This window comes from Dickeya ananatis, assembly GCF_019464615.1.
Classification (GTDB): Bacteria; Pseudomonadota; Gammaproteobacteria; order Enterobacterales; family Enterobacteriaceae; genus Dickeya; species Dickeya oryzae.
Genome location: NZ_CP040816.1, coordinates 3,568,260 through 3,588,007, shown reverse-complemented (window position 1 = coordinate 3,588,007; position 19,748 = coordinate 3,568,260). Strand labels below are relative to the sequence as shown.

General features: G+C 54.6%; 20 protein-coding genes. 9 read left to right on the top strand and 11 right to left on the bottom strand.

Going from position 1 to position 19,748, the window contains the following annotated elements:
• Positions 1–37 precede the first annotated feature (37 nt).
• The 9 genes from FGI04_RS15910 to FGI04_RS15870 form a co-directional block, all read right to left on the bottom strand.
• A complete protein-coding gene (locus FGI04_RS15910; protein ID WP_407336971.1) occupies positions 38–1,024 on the bottom strand; it encodes a glutathione S-transferase family protein in 987 nt (328 codons plus the stop codon).
• A 102-nt stretch (positions 1,025–1,126) separates the two neighbouring features.
• Positions 1,127–1,522: a DoxX family protein gene (locus tag FGI04_RS15905; protein ID WP_038903263.1), complete on the bottom strand. Its 396-nt coding sequence runs from the start codon at positions 1,520–1,522 to the stop codon at positions 1,127–1,129.
• A gap of 290 nt (positions 1,523–1,812) precedes the next feature.
• Entirely contained in the window at positions 1,813–2,106 is a 294-nt protein-coding gene (locus FGI04_RS15900; protein ID WP_407336970.1) for a YqjK-like family protein, read from the bottom strand.
• A complete protein-coding gene (locus tag FGI04_RS15895) occupies positions 2,103–2,501 on the bottom strand; it encodes a phage holin family protein (protein WP_342698728.1) in 399 nt (132 codons plus the stop codon). The genes FGI04_RS15900 and FGI04_RS15895 overlap by 4 nt, the downstream gene beginning before the upstream one ends.
• 3 nt (positions 2,502–2,504) lie before the next feature.
• Positions 2,505–2,810, bottom strand: coding sequence for an ElaB/YgaM/YqjD family protein (locus FGI04_RS15890; protein ID WP_342698727.1), 306 nt, complete (start codon positions 2,808–2,810; stop codon positions 2,505–2,507).
• Between the two features lie 277 nt (positions 2,811–3,087).
• Positions 3,088–3,441: an EnvZ/OmpR regulon moderator MzrA gene (gene mzrA, locus FGI04_RS15885; protein ID WP_342698726.1), complete on the bottom strand. Its 354-nt coding sequence runs from the start codon at positions 3,439–3,441 to the stop codon at positions 3,088–3,090.
• Positions 3,442–3,444: 3 nt separating this feature from the next.
• Positions 3,445–4,119: a DedA family protein gene (locus FGI04_RS15880; protein WP_342698725.1), complete on the bottom strand. Its 675-nt coding sequence runs from the start codon at positions 4,117–4,119 to the stop codon at positions 3,445–3,447.
• Positions 4,120–4,576: 457 nt separating this feature from the next.
• Complete coding sequence (gene exuR / locus FGI04_RS15875) at positions 4,577–5,356, bottom strand: transcriptional regulator ExuR (protein WP_012883297.1); 780 nt, start codon at positions 5,354–5,356, stop codon at positions 4,577–4,579.
• 359 nt (positions 5,357–5,715) lie between these two features.
• Positions 5,716–7,017 carry an MFS transporter gene (locus FGI04_RS15870; RefSeq protein ID WP_342698724.1) on the bottom strand — a complete coding sequence of 434 codons (1,302 nt, stop codon included), beginning with the start codon at positions 7,015–7,017 and terminating at the stop codon, positions 5,716–5,718.
• Between the two features lie 521 nt (positions 7,018–7,538).
• Here FGI04_RS15870 and uxaC point away from each other — a divergent pair.
• The 4 genes from uxaC (at position 7,539) to FGI04_RS15850 (ending at position 12,983) form a co-directional block, all read left to right on the top strand.
• Positions 7,539–8,948: a glucuronate isomerase gene (uxaC, locus tag FGI04_RS15865; protein WP_038903272.1), complete on the top strand. Its 1,410-nt coding sequence runs from the start codon at positions 7,539–7,541 to the stop codon at positions 8,946–8,948.
• A 413-nt stretch (positions 8,949–9,361) separates the two neighbouring features.
• The gene (locus FGI04_RS15860) at positions 9,362–10,813 is read left to right on the top strand and encodes a tagaturonate reductase (protein WP_407320882.1); all 1,452 of its coding nucleotides are present in this window, start codon (positions 9,362–9,364) and stop codon (positions 10,811–10,813) included.
• 18 nt (positions 10,814–10,831) lie between these two features.
• Positions 10,832–12,322: a UxaA family hydrolase gene (locus FGI04_RS15855; protein ID WP_038903276.1), complete on the top strand. Its 1,491-nt coding sequence runs from the start codon at positions 10,832–10,834 to the stop codon at positions 12,320–12,322.
• 112 nt (positions 12,323–12,434) lie between these two features.
• Positions 12,435–12,983: a YgjV family protein gene (locus FGI04_RS15850; RefSeq protein ID WP_407320883.1), complete on the top strand. Its 549-nt coding sequence runs from the start codon at positions 12,435–12,437 to the stop codon at positions 12,981–12,983.
• A 95-nt stretch (positions 12,984–13,078) separates the two neighbouring features.
• Here FGI04_RS15850 and FGI04_RS15845 read toward each other — a convergent pair whose 3' ends face one another.
• Entirely contained in the window at positions 13,079–14,032 is a 954-nt protein-coding gene (locus tag FGI04_RS15845; protein ID WP_342698721.1) for a TerC family protein, read from the bottom strand.
• A 453-nt stretch (positions 14,033–14,485) separates the two neighbouring features.
• Between FGI04_RS15845 and rlmG the strand changes: the two genes are divergently transcribed.
• Both rlmG and FGI04_RS15835 read left to right on the top strand, forming a co-directional pair.
• Positions 14,486–15,646, top strand: a complete 1,161-nt coding sequence (gene rlmG / locus FGI04_RS15840) for a 23S rRNA (guanine(1835)-N(2))-methyltransferase RlmG (RefSeq protein WP_407336969.1) — start codon at positions 14,486–14,488, stop codon at positions 15,644–15,646.
• A gap of 83 nt (positions 15,647–15,729) precedes the next feature.
• Positions 15,730–16,026, top strand: coding sequence for an MbeD/MobD family mobilization/exclusion family protein (locus FGI04_RS15835; RefSeq protein ID WP_038903279.1), 297 nt, complete (start codon positions 15,730–15,732; stop codon positions 16,024–16,026).
• Positions 16,027–16,051: 25 nt separating this feature from the next.
• On the opposite strand, the gene FGI04_RS15830 is transcribed toward FGI04_RS15835, so the two are convergent.
• Positions 16,052–16,249: a hypothetical protein gene (locus FGI04_RS15830; RefSeq protein ID WP_407336968.1), complete on the bottom strand. Its 198-nt coding sequence runs from the start codon at positions 16,247–16,249 to the stop codon at positions 16,052–16,054.
• Between FGI04_RS15830 and uhpA the strand changes: the two genes are divergently transcribed.
• Genes uhpA through FGI04_RS15815 form a run of 3 tightly spaced genes read left to right on the top strand, consistent with a single transcriptional unit; the run spans position 16,248 to position 19,710 of the window.
• Positions 16,248–16,838 carry a response regulator transcription factor UhpA gene (gene uhpA, locus FGI04_RS15825; protein ID WP_342698718.1) on the top strand — a complete coding sequence of 197 codons (591 nt, stop codon included), beginning with the start codon at positions 16,248–16,250 and terminating at the stop codon, positions 16,836–16,838. The two genes, FGI04_RS15830 and uhpA, sit on opposite strands and share 2 nt — an antisense overlap.
• Positions 16,838–18,349, top strand: coding sequence for a signal transduction histidine-protein kinase/phosphatase UhpB (gene uhpB / locus FGI04_RS15820; protein ID WP_407274852.1), 1,512 nt, complete (start codon positions 16,838–16,840; stop codon positions 18,347–18,349). The genes uhpA and uhpB overlap by 1 nt, the downstream gene beginning before the upstream one ends.
• On the top strand, positions 18,349–19,710 hold the full coding sequence (locus tag FGI04_RS15815) for an MFS transporter (RefSeq protein WP_342698716.1): 1,362 nt from the start codon (positions 18,349–18,351) through the stop codon (positions 19,708–19,710). The genes uhpB and FGI04_RS15815 overlap by 1 nt, the downstream gene beginning before the upstream one ends.
• Positions 19,711–19,748: the final 38 nt, after the last annotated feature.

Sequence of the window (19,748 nt, the reverse complement as noted above, 5' to 3'; positions counted from 1 at the left end):
TACGCCATAAAGCCTGCTTGCGGCGGACAATATGAGATTACGGGTAACGCCTGTCCCGACCATGTGGCGCATCCAGATTCATATCTGGCCCGACGGAAATAATACCGTGAGGGTTGATGGTGCCATGACTGCGGTAGTAATGGTGGCGGATATGCTCCAGATTGACCGTCTCAGCGACCCCCGGTAGTTGATAGATGTCACGCAGGTAACCATACAGGCTGGGGTAATCGCTTATCCGGCGTTTGTCGCACTTGAAATGGGTATGGTAGACCGGATCAAAGCGGATCAAGGTTGTCCACAAACGGATATCGGCCTCAGTGAGGTGCTCACCAGTCAGATAACGCTGCCTGTCGAGGTGCGTTTCCAGTCTCTCCAGGGCGCTAAATACCAAACCGACCGACTCGTCATAAGCCTGTTGCGTTGTGGCGAAACCCGCTTTATACACCCCATTGTTGACCTGATGGTAAATCCACTCATTAAGCTCGTCGATCTGCCCGCGTAACGCCAGCGGGTAGTAATCACCAGGTAATGCCCCGCAACCGTCGAAGGCGCTGTTAAGCATACGAATGATATCTGCTGATTCATTGCTGACGATGGTGTGCTGCTGGGTATCCCACAATACGGGGACGGTAACACGCCCGCTGTAGTCAGCTTTCGCGTGCAGATAAAGTTGATACAGGAATTCGTGCTGATAAAGTGTGTCGCCGGTGGCGTGTGGGAAGTCAGTGCCAAAGGTCCAGCCTTGATCCAGCATCAGTGGGTGTACTACTGAAACACCGATGTGTTGTTCCAGCCCTTTGAGTTTGCGCATCAGCAAGGTGCGATGAGCCCACGGGCACGCCAGGGATACATACAAATGGTAGCGCCCCGCTTCCGCTTTGAATCCGCCGCTGCCGGTGGGGCCGGGTTCACCCTCGGCGGTGACCCAGTAGCGAAAGAATGTTTGCGGTCGTTTGAAATGCCCGCCAGATGACTGGGTTTCATACCAGGTATCGTGCCATACACCGTCAACCAACAATCCCATAATCGGTTCCTCCCAGTATGATGACAATGGCGGTCAACAGCACGCTGTTGACCGCCATGAGATAATCAGGTGGTGTTACTCCGTTGGTAATTCAGACTGCTATTACCATTTTTTGTTCAGCAGGCGGTCGATACTGAATGCACCCGGACCGCTAACAAACAGCAGGATGTAGCCGCCAGCGATAGACAGGTTTTTCATGAACATCAGCTGGTTGGCACCCTGAGCAAAATCAGTGTGGAAAATGAATGCGGTCAACAGGGTAAAAATCGCGGTGATGATCGCGGTAGTACGTGTCAGGAAACCGAACAGCACCGCCAGTCCACCACCCAGTTCCAGCAGGATGGTCAGTGGCAGCAGCGCCCCCGGAACACCCATTGCTTGCATATATTGCTGAGTTGCAGCGTAAGAGGCACCCAGTTTGCCGTAACCGGCAACGATAAACAGAATGGGCATCAGGATACGGGCTACAACCAGCAATGCATTTTCAAAATTTTTCATCTATATCTCCAGTAGTGTGTTTGCGGCCGGAGCGAAATCGATAGAGGGCACATCCGGCAGTAGCTTGTCTAAACGTTTGTGTAACTGATGGAAGGAATACTAGAGGCGGAATCGTGCAGATACCAGCGAGTAAAATTGTTGTTTTTTGTCAGAAAAATTCACCATGTAGTGAACTAACTGACAAAAATCGTGAGGGAAGGGCATAAGCCCTGTTGCACACAAAAATACGGATTGAGAGGAAAAGTGCGGCGTTTGATGGGCAAACGGTTGGCAACAGCGAGAAAACGGGCTTAACGACGTGGTGGCGATATGAGGGAGCGAACGAGTTTTACTGTGCTCCAGACGGTGGCGGCCCGACGTGCAAATCCGATCAGTCGCTGTGGATGACGTATTCCCAGAATAGCGATGGCCGGTGGGATCAACACCAGATAGCGACGAATCCGCGCCCATTTCTGCCAGCCCTCATCGTAGGGCGCGGTCATGTCCAGCCAGCGGTTTTTCTCGGCGGCCAGATCTAACCGCTGTTGCTGGATGCGGCGCAACAATTGCTGCTTTTCGGCAGCCAGGCGTTGCTGACGGTTCATTTGGTTTCGTCCTCCAGCAGTGAGCGATCTGCCGCCAGTTCTTTACGGGTGTCCCGCAACAGCGTGGAGCGACGCGCGCGTTTGAGCGTCCACACCACGCCGCATAAGGCCAGTCCAAGCAAGGTGGCGGTAATCCAACACAATGCAGCCAGGCGTGACGCCGGGTCGATACTCAAGATGATCAGTACGATCAGGCTCATCAGGCCAAAGGCGGTAAACAGCAACGTCATGCCCACCATCAGTAACAACTGAATCAGCAGGTTTTTTTCCTGTTCCAGCTCAATGACCGCCAGCCTGAGCCGCGTTTCCGCCATGCCAATAAGCAGGGCGAAAATGCGTTGTACCGTAGAAACGGCGGAACGGCCGGGGCCCTGACGTGGTGATTCTGTCGCCATAGATTAGCGGCGTGCCAGCAACAGGCCCAGCACGACACCCACGGCAGCACCGATGCCTACCCCGGTCCAGGGGTTTTTATGCACAAACTCATCAGCACACTGTGTGGCTTCACGGGCTTGTGCGGTAATACGATCACCGGTGTCATTCAGGCGTTCGCGAGACTCTTTCAGCACACTTTCTGCTCTGTCGCGCAGTTTTTCCAGTTCGGCTTTGGACTTATCGCCAGAGGAACGTAACACCTCTTCCAGAGTATCTCCCAAAGAGCGCAGTTCCGCCCGCAACTGTTCGGTATCGGATTCTTGTGCCATATGAACACTCCTTTAGTTGATGAATCATAGTGTTAACTAATCGCTGTGTTAACTATAGTGCAGATTTTCATCTTTGTTAGCGCAATGACGACGGATAATTCTGATAACCCGCAACAGGGCGGTGTCGAATGCCAGGAAAAACAAAGGGGATTGGGGGCGATTGAACAGCAAGATAGAAAGCGAAAAAGATGAGGAACGGAAGAGAGGAATAACGCAGGAGACGAAGAACAAAAGAGAAGCAAACCGGTTCAGGCGGCTGACAGGAGGAAGACCTCAATCAGCTTCTGGCAACCCGTGTCGTGCCATGGGTACGCTGGGCGATGACAACGGTATTCGGCAGTGCGATGCTCAGTATTTCTTTGGCCGCGCCGCTTTGGTCCGGTGAAGACAAGCGCACAATAATGCTGTTGTTTTCCGGGGTAATGCTCTTGATGGCGATACCCCGTTCATTAAGGCGTTGGTAGATGTAGAAACCATCCGGCAACGTCACGCCCTGATGCAGCGGGGTGATGTGCAGCATCACCTCGTCCGGCAGGCGTGGCGACGACATCGACAACAGCACTGCCAGCAGTGGAAACAGCAGCAACAGTGGACGCCAGATGGAGGGCTTCCTGAGCCCTGAAGAGTTCATCAATCAATTCCTTTTTTCACGTGACATCATGCGTTTTTTACGCCAGAGCACCAGTACCGAGCCGACTAACCCGACGCACAGTAAAACCAGCGGCAGCAGCATCAGACAGGACATCAACAGCTCTTCGTATTTGCGGAATAACGGTGTGTTACCCAAAGCAAAACCAAGCGAAACCAAACTGATGACCCACAAAAAGCCGCTCATCCAGTTAAAAAACTGAAAGCGGACATTATTCAGCCCGGATAACCCGGCAATGGTCGGCAGCAGTGTGCGTACAAAAGCCAGAAAGCGACCCATCAACAGTGCTGATAACCCATGACGATGGAATAACTGGTGAGCCCGCTGGTGATAGTGTGCGGGAAGATGTGATAACCACCCTTGAACGACTCGCGTATTTCCAAGCCATTTCCCTTGCAGGTAACTGACCCAGCAGCCAAGGCTGGCGGCGGCGGTTAACAAGGCGATGGTAAACGGGTAGCTCATGGTGCCTTTGGTGATAAGCACCCCAACCAGAAACAGTAGGCTGTCACCCGGCAGGAAGGCAGCAGGCAGCAGGCCATTTTCCAGAAACAGAATCAGAAACAACAGCAGGTAAATCATCCAGACGAGTTTGGGATCGGCCAGAACAGTGAAGTCCTGATGCCAGAGCGCATGCAAAAGTTCTTTTATTATATCCATCTGGTGTTCCTGTACTGCGGCGTTGGAGAAACCACGCTGGGAACCTGCGGCCAGTCAACGGCAGTCTGACAAGTCAGGTACGCAGAGTGGTCATGACTGAACATCGGTTGCGTATTCCTTCACATGTCTGTCCTATGCTTTTTCTGCCAGCGATTTGCGCACCGGACGTACTTATTTCTTTATCCGTGTATTTTTCACGTCCGGTATTATTCCTTTTCGTTTTTTGCCGGTCAGGTCGTTCTGCCAGTCATTAAACGTAAAAAAAGTATCCTAACTGTAACAAAAGCCATGCAGGCGAGATAGGAAAATATCACGTTCTGAAAACGTATAACGAGATGTTTAGCGGGAAAGCAGTGTGATTGACGTCATATTTTACACTTGCTGACAGAACTCGACGTTGGATGACTTTTTTTGCCCCCGAAGGGTGGGGGCGATCGGTGCTAACGCGTGGGGAAAGTCAGGATTTTCCACTGGTGATATGGTCGAGGTGGACAACCGGGTTTTCGGCAAACATATAGCGGTCGACGTTAAATTCAAAATCGTCGGTAGTGGCGCGAAATAGCATCTGTTTGGTGTTTTCCAGGTGCTGCCACATTGCCAGTTTAGCCGCGTAAGGATCTTTACGGATCAACGCTTTGAGGATCTGATCATGATCTTCGCACCAGCTTTCAATCGACTTATCGTCGATATGTTCGTGCAGTTTGCGCCAGTATGGGTTGTGAATGCGCTGGCTCCACATTTTTTCCACGATAGTCGCCATGGCTGAGTTCTGCGTCGCCAGTGCCACTTGTACGTGGAATTTCAGATCCCACTCTGAGTCGCGAAAACGATCTTCCTGACGGGCATTCTCCTGAATTTCCATCAGTTGGATAATGTCCTGACGAGTCACCTGGGTGGCGGCGAATTCCGCAATATTGCTCTCTATCAGCTGACGCGCCTGTAACAGCTCAAACGGTCCGGCGGTGAGAAAATCGGCATCACTGCCGTTAGCAGCCAGCAGGTGGCGCTGTTGATTGGAGATCACGTGAATACCGGAACCTTTACGGACTTCCACGTAACCTTCCACTTCCAGCATGATGATCGCTTCGCGTACGACAGTACGGCTGACATTCATCTCTTCGGAAATATTGCGCTCGGCCGGTAGCTTGTCACCAACCGGATAAACGCCGTTCTCAATGCGTTGTTTCAATTCTGCGGCCAGTTGCTGGTAAAGCCGCCTGGATTCTGTCAGTGCCATGATGCCTGCTCTTAAGATAGATGACGCTCCCTGAGGTAAGCCGCGTCACTGCGTCTATCCCGTTATGGTGTGTCGTTTATATCCCCGTCATGCTTCCCGTTGCAGGTGTACTGGCTTTCTGGCCCTGTCCGTAAACGCATCTTGCGTCATGGTCAGCTTTCAATACGCGAGCGGGTTGTCCTGTAACTCGAATGACCTGGGATATATAGAATGATAATCAGAATAGATTTGTTATACCACCCACAATAGATGGCGACCAACGCCCATGTCACAGTTAGCGGCTAGGGTTCGCCCAGAGGAAAGGATTCATCCGGTACCCTATGATACCGGATGAATGACGTGAGGCAGAAATTTCTCTGTTAGTGCTGCTGTGCGGCTTTCAGGTCCGCGCTTTTGTCGCCCTCTTCGGAAGCCGGGTTGTTTTTCAGTACCGTCCAGATAACGACCGCGCCCAACAAGTCAAAGATAGCCAGTACGGCGAACAGCGGGCTAAAGCCGATAGTGTCAGCCAGCGCACCGACCACCAGAGCAAACAGCGTACTGGCAGTCCAGGCAGCCATCCCGGTCAAACCGTTGGCGGTGGCGACTTCATTACGACCGAAGACATCGGAAGACAGTGTAATCAGCGCGCCAGACAAGGACTGGTGAGCAAAACCGCCGACGCACAACAGCGCGATGGCGACATACGGGCTGGTGAACAGGCCGATGGTACCGGGGCCAATCATCAGCAGCGCGCCCAACGTCACAACCAGTTTACGGGAAACGATCAGGTTAACCTTAAAGTACTTCTGGAACAGCATCGGCATGTAGCCGCCGAGGATACAGCCGAGGTCGGCAAACAGCATCGGCATCCAGGCAAACATGGCGATTTCTTTCAGGTTAAAGCCATAGACTTTAAACATGAACAACGGGATCCAGGCGTTAAACGTCCCCCAGGCTGGTTCAGCCAGGAAGCGCGGCAGGGCGATGCCCCAGAACTGACGGTTGCGCAGGATCTGCCAGGCGGACATTTTCTTGGCGTTGCCAGCCTGATGCTGTGCTTCCTGACCGCTCAGAATATAGTCGCGTTCTTCTTTGCTGAGTTTTTTCTGATCTTTCGGATGCTTATAGAAATACAGCCAGCCGATTGCCCACAGCATGCTCAATGCACCGGTGACCAGAAATGCCATCTGCCAGCTGTGCGCCATGATAGCCCAGACGACCAGCGGTGGAGCCAGCATACCGCCGATTGATGAACCAACGTTGAAATAGCCAACCGCCACAGAACGTTCTTTAGCCGGGAACCATTCGCTACTGGCTTTCAGGCCTGCGGGAATCATCGCCGCTTCCGCCGCGCCGACTGCGCCGCGCGCTACTGCCAGACCACCCCAGCTGCTCGCCAATGCTGTACCGGCGCAGAACAACGCCCACAGGATAGCGAACATGGCGTAACCCACTTTGGTACCCAGTAAATCCAGCACATAACCGGCAACAGGCTGCATCACGGTATAACAGGCTGAGTAGGCCGCGATGATATAGGAGTATTGCTGAGTACTGATATGGAGCTGTTCCTGCAGTGTCGGTGCCGCTGCGGCAATTGCGTTACGCGTCAGGTAGCCCAGAACGGTACCGATGGTCACCAGTCCGATCATGTACCAGCGCAAGCCTTTGATCTTGAACATGTTAAATATCTCTCCGAGTGTAATTACCGCAACGAATACCGTTATCAGTCTGCTGCGATAGGTGTCGACCACGCTGAAAGTGACGGGCGCTTTTATGCACTCCGGTCAAAACCTGCGGGAGTTGCCGCCTGGCCGGTTGCCCTGCCGCCGGGCACAGCTGGCGGGCTGCGACGGCGATCCCGCCGTACGCGTTTATTGTTTTCCGGTGGGGTTCAACCTGGTTGACGATAAATATTGAGATTGAATCCCCTCATCAGGCAGCGCTACAATAATTTGTCATACCAATTTAAAAGTTGAGTGATATCACAAAACCATTATTTTGCTGGGGAATAAAATAATCAGGCCGACGAACAGGGCCTCCTGGTGCGGTGAAAGCGTAAAAATGGTGTAATTGAAAGCGATTTCTGTCATTTTTGAGATCATGACCTCACTAATGATGTAGGTTATTGCAGATAATTGGTGTGATATCTTTGTAAGCGTGACCGCGTTTTGGTTGGCAAATGTAGTGTGAGGAAGCGAACATGCCCCAGTTTTTAAGTGAAGATTTTTTGTTGGATACTGAGTTTGCCCGTCGGCTGTATCATGAATTTGCAGCGGATCAGCCTATTTTTGATTACCACTGCCATTTGCCGCCTGCGCAGATTGCTGAGAATTATCGCTTTAAAAATCTGTATGACATCTGGTTGAAGGGTGACCATTACAAATGGCGTGCCATGCGTACCAATGGTGTACCGGAGCGTTTTTGTACTGGCGATGCCAGCGACTGGGAGAAATTCGAAGCCTGGGCTGCCACCGTCCCGCACACTATAGGCAACCCGCTGTATCACTGGACGCACCTGGAACTGCGTCGTCCATTCGGCATCACCGGCACACTGTTGTCGCCGTCTACCGCTAAAGACATCTGGAATCGCGCCAACGCCCTGCTGGAGCGTGATGAATTCAGCGCTCGCGGCATCATGCAGCAGATGAACGTCAAAATGGTCGGCACCACGGATGACCCGATTGACGACCTGCAGCATCACAAAGCGGTGGCTGAAGATAAAACCTTCTCCATCAAAGTGCTGCCGAGCTGGCGTCCGGACAAAGCCTTTAATATTGAACAGGCGACGTTTAACGACTATATGGCGAAGCTCGGTGAAGTGTCTGATACCGATATCCGTCGTTTCAGCGATTTGCAGGCCGCGCTGACCAAACGTCTGGACCACTTCGCGGCACACGGCTGTAAAGTGTCCGACCACGCGCTGGACGTGGTGCTGTACGCCGACGCGGATGAAGCCACGCTGGATAGCATTCTGGCTCGCCGCCTGTCCGGCGCGACCCTGAGCGAACACGAAGTGGCGCAGTTCAAAACCGCGGTACTGGTATGGCTGGGGGCTGAATACGCCCGTCGTGGCTGGGTACAGCAGTATCACATCGGTGCGCTGCGCAACAACAACCTGCGCCAGTTCAACCTGCTGGGGCCGGATGTGGGTTTCGACTCCATCAACGACCGTCCGCTGGCGCAAGAACTGTCACGCCTGCTCAGTAAGCAGAATGAAGAAAACCTGCTGCCGAAAACCATCCTGTACTGCCTGAACCCGCGCGATAACGAAGTGCTGGGCACCATGATCGGCAACTTCCAGGGTGAAGGGATGCCGGGCAAGATGCAGTTCGGTTCCGGCTGGTGGTTCAACGACCAGAAAGACGGTATGCAACGTCAGATGACGCAACTGGCGCAACTGGGCCTGCTGAGCCGCTTCGTCGGTATGTTGACCGACAGCCGTAGTTTCCTGTCCTACACCCGCCATGAGTATTTCCGCCGCATTCTGTGCCAGATGATCGGCCGTTGGGTGGAAGACGGTGAAGCGCCGGGCGACCTGCAACTGCTGGGTGAGATGGTGAAAAATATTTGTTTCGATAACGCCAAAAATTATTTCGGTATCGAGTTATAACCAAAATAATTCGAGTTGCAGGAAGGCGGCAACCGAGCGACAAATTCGTCGGGAACGAATTTGACCAGCCAACGGCTGGCCTCCGGTGAGAGACAGGATGTCTCTCATTTCATCCCCGGGAGCTTACATCAGTAAGTGACCGGGGTGAGTAAGGGCAGCCAGCATACCTGCAACTTGAAGTATGACGGTATTAAGAAAAAGGGAGGGCGGGTGCTGTCACGGGCCCGTCTGTCAATGTGGTGATTTCGGGCTGGCGCAGGGTGCTGAATCTGCCGCCCTGACGCTGTCGTGCTGACCTGACGCTGTTTAATGATCTGATGGCTGTAGCGACTGGCGTTTTTCCCTACTGGGTTTCGTCCCGAACCTACAGGGTTTCGTCCCGAAATAGTGTCGTGTTCTGAGGTAGCTTGTTAATGCAAACGCTTAATCGTCGTGATTTTCCTGGCCGTCGTCATCCTGACCGCGTGATTCAATTTGGTGAAGGCAATTTCCTTCGCGCCTTTGTTGACTGGCAACTGGATCTGTTGAATGAACATACTGATCTGGATGCCGGTATTGTTGTGGTTCGTCCGATTGATACCGATTTCCCGCCTGCTCTGGATACCCAGGATGGGCTGTATACCACCATTATTCGCGGCCTGAACGAACAGGGTAACGCGGTGCGTGAGCCGCGCCTTATCCGCTCGGTTAACCGTGAAATCAACGTGTACCGTCAGTTTGATGAGTATCTGGCGCTGGCACATGATGCCAACATCCGCTTTGTATTTTCCAACACCACGGAAGCCGGCATTAGCTACCATGCCGATGACAAACTGACTGACACGCCGCCAGCCAGCTTCCCGGCGAAGTTGACCCGTCTGCTGTTCGAACGCTTCAACCATTTTAATGGCGCTGCCGATAAAGGCTGGGTGCTGCTGCCGTGCGAATTGATTGATTACAACGGCGAAAAACTCAAAGAGCTGGTGCTGCGTTATGCGGCGCAGTGGGCGCTGCCGACCGCGTTCACCACCTGGCTTAACGAACACAACACCTTCTGTTCAACGCTGGTGGACCGCATTGTGACGGGGTATCCACGCAATGAAGTGGACGCGTTACAACAAGAACTGGGTTATCAGGACACCTTCCTGGATACCGCTGAGTATTTCTACCTGTTCGTGATTCAGGGGCCGCAGTGGCTGGCAGATGAACTGCGCCTGAACCAACTGAAATTGAACGTGCGCATTGTTGATGACATCAAGCCTTATAAAGAGCGCAAGGTGGCGATTCTGAACGGTGCCCATACCGCGCTGGTTCCCGTGGCGTTTCTGGCAGGCCTCGATACCGTGGGCGAATCGATGAATGATGCCCAGATAGGCAAATTTGTCGAAACCACGATTGCTGAAGAGATCGTACCGGTACTGGATTTACCGCATGAGGAGCTGATGTCGTTTGCCGAGGCGGTACTGAGCCGTTTCAGAAACCCGTTCATTCAGCATCAGTTGCTGTCTATCGCCTTGAACGGCATGACTAAATTCCGTACCCGCATTCTGCCGCAACTGTTGACGTACCGTGAACGTCATAACGCGTTGCCCAAGCGCCTGACGTTTGCGCTGGCGGCCTTGATCGCGTTTTATCGCGGCGAGCGTAACGATGACCGCTATCCGTTGCAGGACGACGCCCACTGGCTGGAGCGTTACGAAGTGCTGTGGAGTGGCGTGCGCGCCGGTACCACGTCGCTGGCGCAGATGGTGAACGCCGTGCTGAGCGATGCGGAACACTGGGAGCAGGATTTGACGCTGGTGCCCGGTCTGGCGGCGCTGGTCACCGAACAACTGCAGGCTATCGTTGAGCGCGGCATGCGCGACGCGTTAGCAGGTTATTGCTAATCGCATAAGGTCGTCTCCATGCAGAGCATCATTAAAATTCACTCACTGGACAATGTCGCTGTGGCCTTGCGCGATCTGGCGCAGGATGAGACGGTGTCGGTTGGTGATGTCACCCTGGCGCTGCCGCAGGCGGTGGCGCGCGGGCACAAATTCGCCCTCAAGGCGATAGCGTCAGGCGAGATGATCGTGAAATACGGTCTGCCGATTGGTCATGCACTGGCGGCGATTGCCGCAGGTGAGCACATCCACTCTCAGAACGCGAAAACCAACCTGAGTGATCTGGATGAGTACCACTATCAGCCGGAGTTCATCAGTCTGCCGGAACAGATGGCGGATCGTGAAGTCCAGATTTACCGCCGTAAAAACGGCGACGTCGGGATCCGTAACGAACTGTGGATCCTGCCGACTGTCGGTTGTGTTAACGGGATCGCCCGTCAGATCCAGCAGCGTTTCCTCAAGGAAACCAATAACGCGGAAGGTATAGACGGCGTATATTTGTTCACTCACCCATTTGGTTGTTCTCAATTGGGTCAGGACCATGAAAATACTCGTACCATGCTGCAAAACATGGTGCGCCACCCGAATGCCGGGGCGGTATTGGTGATTGGCCTGGGGTGCGAAAACAATCAGGTATCCGCGTTTCGTGACACGCTGGGCGAGTACGACGCCGATCGCGTCAACTTCATGATCTGTCAGCAGCAGGAAGATGAAGTGGAAGCCGGTCTGGAACGCCTGCATCAGTTGTATCAGGTGATGCGTGACGATCGCCGTGAGCCGGGTAAACTGAGCGAGCTGAAATTTGGTCTGGAGTGCGGCGGTTCGGATGGGTTGTCTGGTATTACCGCCAACCCGCTGCTGGGGCGTTTCTCTGATTATCTCATCGCCAACGGCGGCACGACGGTGCTGACCGAAGTGCCGGAAATGTTCGGAGCCGAACGTATTCTGATGAGCCGCTGCCGTGATGAGAGCACATTCGAGAAAACCGTGCATATGGTCAATGATTTTAAACAGTATTTCATTGAACATAATCAGCCGATTTACGAGAACCCCTCGCCGGGCAACAAAGCGGGTGGTATCACTACGCTTGAGGAGAAATCCCTCGGTTGTACCCAGAAAGCCGGGCAGAGCAAGGTGGTGGACGTGCTCAAGTATGGCGAGCGCCTGCATACGCCGGGGCTGAACCTGCTGAGCGCGCCGGGTAACGACGCGGTGGCGACCAGTGCGCTGGCTGGGGCAGGGTGTCATATGGTGTTGTTCAGTACCGGTCGTGGTACGCCTTACGGTGGTTTTGTGCCGACGGTGAAACTGGCGACCAACACCGAACTGGCGCAGAAAAAACCGCACTGGATCGATTTTGACGCCGGGCGTCTGATTCATGGGATGTCGATGGATGAGCTGCTGTCGCAGTTTGTCGAGCTGATTGTCGAGATAGCCAACGGTAAACTGGCGAAAAACGAAATCAACGACTTCCGCGAACTGGCGATATTTAAGAGCGGTGTAACGTTATAAAACCGATCGTGATAAGCCTGGCGTTGTAAATCTAAACGATTTCACATAAAATAAAACGGCGTTTCATTATTTGAACGCCGTTTTTTCATCATGGCGCTTTAAGGCAGGAATCATGACTTCTTACGTGTTTGCCCAGGCTGTTGGTGTACTGGCCTTTTTTGTCGGTATCACCATGTTTTTCAACCGCAGTGAAAAAAAATTCAAAATCCAACTCTCCGTCTATAGCGCGGTTATCGCCTGCCACTTCTTCCTGATGGGTGCGAACGCGGCAGGCATCAGTGCTCTGCTCAATTCAGGCCGTACATTGGTTACCCTGAAAACCAGCAATATCGTGGTGATGTTCGTGTTTATCGTCCTGACACTGTCGCTCGGGTTGCCGGGCGTAAAACACCCGATGGAACTGTTGCCGATTATCGGGACAGTGTGCAGCACCTGGGCGCTGTTCCGTGCACACGGACTGACGACCCGTTGCATCATCTGGTGTTCGACCGCGCTGTGGGTGACACACAACATCTGGTTGGGGTCGATTGGCGGCTCGTTGATCGAAGCCAGTTTTCTGGTGATAAACGGCTTCAATATCATCCGCTTCTGGCGTATGCAGCGTAACGGTATTGACCCGTTCAGGGTGGATGAGGCGCACTCCTCTACCAAAAGCGCCTGAGCACAGCGCCTGAAAAAAGAACCCGACACACCTAAAAAATGCCCCGTCTTCAAACGGGGCGCGTAGCGTGATGGGGCGACATTGACAGGACGATGTTACTGTCCGGCGCGCCGGTTAACCCAAATGTTGATAAGGATGGTGACCAGCAGGATAGCGGCCACCACGCTGAGTGAAATGGCGACGGGAATGTGAAACAGGTCTATCAGCATCATCTTGATGCCGATGAACACGAGGATCACCGCCAGGCCGTATTTCAGCATGGAGAACTTTTGTGCCACGCCGGCCAGCAGGAAGTACATGGCGCGCAACCCTAAAATGGCGAACAGGTTTGACGTCAACACGATGAACGGGTCGGTGGTGACGGCGAAAATCGCGGGGATACTGTCTACTGCGAAAATGACATCACTGATTTCCACCATTACCAGCACCAGAAACAGCGGTGTGGCGCACAGCAAGCCACTCTGCCGAATGAAAAAACGATCGCCTTGCAGGGTATCGGTCATCCGCAGGTGGCCGCGCAGCCAGCGCACGACCGGTTTCTCGCCGATAGCGGCATCGTCTTCTTTCGACAGCGCCATTTTAAGCCCGGTTATCAGCAGGAACGCACCAAACAGGTACAGTAGCCACTGGAACTGAGAAACCAGCCAGCTGCCCGCGAACACCATGATGGTACGCAGGACTATCGCCCCCAGCACGCCGTAGATCAGTACCCGGCGCTGATACTGCGCGGGGATGGCAAAATAACTAAACAGCATCAGCCAGACAAACACGTTGTCGACAGCCAGCGCTTTTTCAATCAGATACCCGGTAAAGAACGCCAGCGCCTGAGCATCTGCCACGTCACGGCCCGCCGTACCGCTGAGATACCACCAGAAGCCGAGGTTGAATAATATGGACAGGCTGACCCACACCAGCGACCAGATGGCGGCCTGTTTAAAGGTCATCACCGTCGAGCCTTTCTTGCCCTGATAAAACAGGTCAATAGCCAGCATGATTACCACGATGATTGCGAAGCTGCTCCACAGCAGCGGGGTTCCTATCGTTACCATAACTGTATCCTTAGCGCCTTTCCCATGAGGTGTTGTGTCGAGGCCCTGTTGTGTCAGAAAACAAAACGGCCTGTGTCAGAAGGCACAGGCCGTTTGCTATTCACGGTGCTGCAAATGGACCTCGCCTTCTGGCAAGGTCTCACTTACAACTTAATGCGGATAAAGTCATTAAGGTTGCCTGGTAACCGAGTGCGCTTGCACTGTAATGACGATTAACCAGCGAGAAGTTACTCCCCTTTGCATGACAAAAGATAGGGTAGTTTCTGTACAGGGTCAACCCCGTGGCTTGCCGCGCATGACAATCTGCTGCGTTCGCGTTCACCGCAATTGCCTGATACCTCAGTATAATAGGGCGTAGAGGTAACGAACTGTCGCTACGTTGCAGGAAAACCATTTACTGCGACGCTGTTTTAAGGGATAAACAGCGCCAGATTTTGTATTGCAGGAGAGGCCATGAGCCAACTTGAGCTGGAAACACATAACCTGACGCTGGTCCGCTATCCGCAGTCTGAACGGGAATCATCGTTGCAGGCATGGGAAGCGGCGGATGAGTATCTGCTGCGGGAACTGGCGACGATGCCGATTGGCCCTGGTCCCCGACTGATTTTCAATGATGCGTTCGGCGCACTGGCTTGTGGCTTGCAGTCGCAGGCACCTTATTGCATCAGCGACTCGTTCCTGAGTCAGTTGGCGACCCGACATAACCTGTCGCTCAATGGTTACGCGCCGGAGTCGGTTACGTTGCAAGACAGTCTCTCCCCATTGCCGAGCGCACCGGCACTGGTGGTGTTGAAAGTGCCGAAAACGCTGGCGTTGCTGGAGCATCAATTGCGCCAGTTACGGGAGGTGGTGACGCCGCAAACCGTGATTATCGCGGGGGCGAAAGCGCGTGACATCCACACTTCTACGCTGCAACTGTTCGAGCACATTCTGGGGCCGACCCGTACCTCGCTGGCGTGGAAAAAAGCCCGCTTGATTCACTGTCAGCCGCAAGCGTGTGTTGTTGATGACAACCTGGGGGACAGCAACCCGGTGATGACGGTCTGGACGCTGGATGAGGCCGCAAGCCCTATCCACAACGCCCGCATCCACAATTACGCCAACGTTTTTTCCCGCAGCGGGCTGGATATCGGCGCGCGGTTTTTTATGCAGCATCTGCCAGAGCAACTGGACGGTAAAATTGTCGATTTAGGTTGCGGCAATGGCGTGATTGGATTGACCGCGCTGGCGCTGAACCCGCAGGCATCGGTCAGCTTTTTCGACGAGTCTTATATGGCGGTGGCTTCCAGTCAGCGCAATGTGGAAGACAACCGACCGCAGGATAAGGACCGCTGCAGCTTTGTCGTGAACCATGCACTGGCAGGTGTCGGGCCGGACAGTCAGCAGGCGATACTGTGTAATCCGCCGTTTCACCAGCAACAGGCGATAACCGATGACATTGCCTGGCAGATGTTTGCTGATGCGCGTCGTTGTCTGATGGTCGGAGGGGAGTTGAGGATAGTCGGCAACCGTCATCTGGATTATTTCCACAAGCTGAAACGGCTGTTTGGCAACTGCCAGAACGTTGCCAGTAACGCGAAATTCGTCGTGCTGCGCTCGGTTAAAACCCGGTAATTCCGTATGGCATTTGTTGTCGCACGGGAGTGTCATTATAATCCGCAGGTTACGTCAGAGAAGGCACGGCAGAAGGAACCCCCATGTGTATCGAAGAGTTGGAATCACGGCTGGAAAGCGCATTGCAGGCGCTGGAAGCCAGTGTTAGCCGACAACAGCAGATCTGGCAGCGCGATTATCAGCAGCTCCACGTGCAACTGATACAGGCCCGTCAGCGCGAAGCAGACTTGTGCGCCAGAATCAATGAGCTGGTGACCAGGGTCAACATGATGGATCAGTCCCCTGAACGTAATCCGTTATTGCAGAAAATTAATCTGATCCGCGCTCATCTGGATGCACTGGCTAACGAGGCCGCGGCGTTTCATCGCTCGTTGCTCTGAGTGTCTCTGGCCTTCCGATGCGCCGTCACGCTATGTTGACGGCGATAATTGCCCCTGTGGCGGCTTTCTTTTCGTTGACAGTTTTCTCACTGTTAGCAGTTTTCACACCGTTGATGGCTTTCACACTGTTGATATAAAGACGGCGGGCGGTGGTTCTGCGCTTGAACAGACCCTGGCTTAACGTTAAGGTAAAACGCCTCCCGGTCGCCCCAGGTTCAACCATGATTACCCTTGCCCTGATTGATGATCATCTTATTGTCCGTTCTGGTTTTGCTCAGTTGCTGGGGCTGGAGCCCGATGTGCAGATAGTCGGGGAGTTCGGTTCCGGGCGTGAGGCGCTGGCGGGATTACCGGGACGGGGCGCTCAGGTGTGTATCTGCGATATTTCTATGCCCGATTGTTCCGGACTTGAGTTGCTTGGTCAACTGCCGAAAGGCATGGCGGTGATTATGCTGTCGGTGCACGATAGCCCGGCATTGATTGAACAGGCGCTGAATGCGGGGGCGCGTGGCTTTCTCTCTAAGCGTTGCAGCCCGGATGAGCTGATTGCAGCAGTGCGTACCGTAGCAGGCGGCGGGTGTTATCTGACGCCGGATATCGCCCTGAAACTGGCGTCAGGCAGGCGGGATCCTTTGACGCGTCGTGAACGCCAGGTGGCGGAAAAACTGGCGCAGGGGATGGCGGTGAAAACCATCGCCGCGGAGCTGGGGTTGTCGCCAAAAACCGTTCACGTGCATCGCGCCAACCTGATGGAAAAGCTGGGCGTCAGCAATGACGTGGAACTGGCACGACGCATGTTTGATGGTTGGTGATGCGCCCGCTTATCACCTGGCTTATTGCCGCTTTCGCCAGCAGTTTTATCTTTTGCGCCGCGTGGTTTTGCCTGTGGAGCATCAGCCTGCATCTGGTTGCACGCCCGGATCTGGCGGTGCTGCTGTTTCCTTTCGGTTTGCGGCTGGGGTTGATGCTGCAATCGCCGCGCCGTTTCTGGCCGGTGTTGCTGGCGAGCGAATGGCTGCTGCTGGTCTGGCTTGCAAACGAAGTCGCGTTGACCCATCTCCCGTTGTTGCTCACGGGGAGCATACTGGCGTTGCTGCCGGTGATGCTGGCATCCCGACGTGCCCGTCAGGATGACTGGCACACACTGTTGTTGCAAGGCGGCGCGCTGATTGCAGCCGCGTTGTTGCAATCTTTGCCGTGGCTTGGTCGCAGTGAAGACTCACTGACCGTGTTATTGCTAACGCTGACCGGTGGGTTAACGCTCTCGCCGACCTGTTTGCTTATCTGGCATTACCTGTCCAGCTCGACCTGGCTACCGCTGGGGCCATCGCTGGTGTCGCAGCCGGTGAACTGGCGTGGGCGTCATCTGCTGTGGTATTTGCTGCTGTTTGTGGTCAGTCTGGGGCTGCAACTGGGGCTACCGGCGGATTTGTCGCGCTTTACCCCGTTTTGTCTGGCGCTGCCGATCATCGCGCTGGCCTGGCATTATGGCTGGCAGGGGGCGCTGATTGCCACGTTAATGAACGCGATTGCGCTTATCGCCAGCCAGACCTGGCATGAGCATCCGGTGGATTTATTGCTCTCGTTGCTGGCGCAGAGCCTGACCGGGCTACTGCTTGGCGCGGGTATCCAGCGCTTGCGCGAGTTGAATGTGTCGCTGCAAAACCAACTGGTGCGTAATCGCCGCCTGGCGGAACGCCTGCTGGAGATGGAGGAATACGTGCGACGCGACGTCGCGCGGGAACTGCATGACGATATTGGTCAGACGATAACCGCCATTCGCACGCAGGCGGGTATTCTTCAGCGGCTGGCACCGGAAAGCCGCCATGTCCGTCAGAGTAGCACGCTCATTGAGCAATTATCGCTGAGTGTGTATGACTCGGTGCGGCGATTGATGGGGCGCTTGCGCCCGCGCCAGTTGGACGACCTCACGCTGGAACAGGCAGTACGTTCGTTGATGCGCGAGATGGAACTGGAAGAGCAGGGGATCATCAGCCACCTCGACTGGCATATCGACGAAGCGTCGCTCGGCGAAGGGTTGCGGGTCACGCTGTTTCGCATCTGTCAGGAAGGGTTAAATAATATTGTCAAACACGCCAACGCCAGTGCGGTGACGCTACAGGCCTGGCAGCAGGATGAACGCCTGATGCTGGTTATCGAGGACGACGGCTGCGGGTTGCCGCCCGGGTCCGGCTCGGGTGGGTTTGGTCTGCTTGGGATGCGTGAGCGCGTGAGCGCGTTGGGTGGCACCCTGCAACTTTCCTGTACTCACGGTACGCGTGTCACCGTCAGTGTGCCGCTGTCTGCCAGCAAGGAGTCTTGATGTCCGGCTTCCCTCACCCCCGTTTCTCCCTCATCCGGTTCCTGAATATTCCTGCCAGCGCGCCACCGCTGCGCGACCGTCAGACGATTGACGACACCTATCGATACTGGCGTCGTCATATCCTGATTACGCTGTATCTGGGCTATGCGCTGTTTTACTTCACCCGGAAAAGTTTTAACGCCGCGGTGCCGGAGATCCTCGCCAGTGGGTTAATGGCGCGTACGGATATCGGGCTGTTGGCCACGTTATTTTATGTGACTTACGGGGCGTCGAAGTTCCTGTCGGGTGTGGTGAGTGACCGTTCCAATGCCCGCTATTTCATGGGGATTGGGCTGCTGGCGACCGGCGTGACCAATATTTTGTTTGGCTTTTCCTCATCGCTGTGGGCGTTCGCGACATTGTGGATGGCGAATGCCTTTTTCCAGGGCTGGGGCGCACCGGTATGCGCCAGACTGCTCACCAGTTGGTATTCGCGCACCGAGCGTGGCGGCTGGTGGGCGCTGTGGAACACGGCGCATAACGTGGGTGGCGCGGTGATCCCGATGGTGGTGGGGGCGGCGACACTGCATTACGGCTGGCGTGCCGGGATGATGATCGCCGGTACGCTCGCGATCGTCGCCGGGTTGTTTTTATGCTGGCGGTTACGTGATAAGCCGCAGACGCTTGGTCTGCCGCATGTCGGGGAATGGCGGCAGGATGCGCTGGAGATAGCCCAGCAGCAGGAAGGGGCTGGTTTGTCGCACCGGGAGATCCTGCATAAGTATGTGTTCACTAACCCGTACATCTGGCTACTGGCGTGCTGTTACGTGCTGGTGTACGTGGTGCGTGCCGCCATCAACGACTGGGGCAACCTTTACATGTCGGAAACGCTGGGGGTTGATCTGGTGACGGCGAACTCGGCGGTGACCATGTTTGAGCTGGGCGGGTTTATCGGCGCACTGGTGGCCGGGTGGGGGTCGGACAAAGTGTTTAACGGCAACCGCGGCCCGATGAACCTGATTTTTGCCGCTGGCATTTTGTTGTCTGTCGGCTCGTTGTGGCTGATGCCATTCGCCAGCTATGTGATGCAGGCTACCTGTTTCTTTACCACCGGGTTCTTCGTTTTTGGCCCGCAAATGTTGATAGGCATGGCCGCGGCTGAATGTTCTCACAAAGATGCCGCCGGTGCGGCCACCGGGTTTGTCGGGCTGTTTGCCTATCTGGGGGCATCGCTGTCGGGCTGGCCGCTGGCGCGTATCATGGACATCTGGCACTGGACCGGCTTTTTCGCGGTCATTGCCGTCGCGGGCGGCGTCTCGGCACTGTTGTTACTGCCTTTCCTGCGTGCGTCGTCGCCACGTACCACGACAGATGTAGCGTGAACAGATATAGCGTGATTCGCTTCACCCTTTCTCTCTGA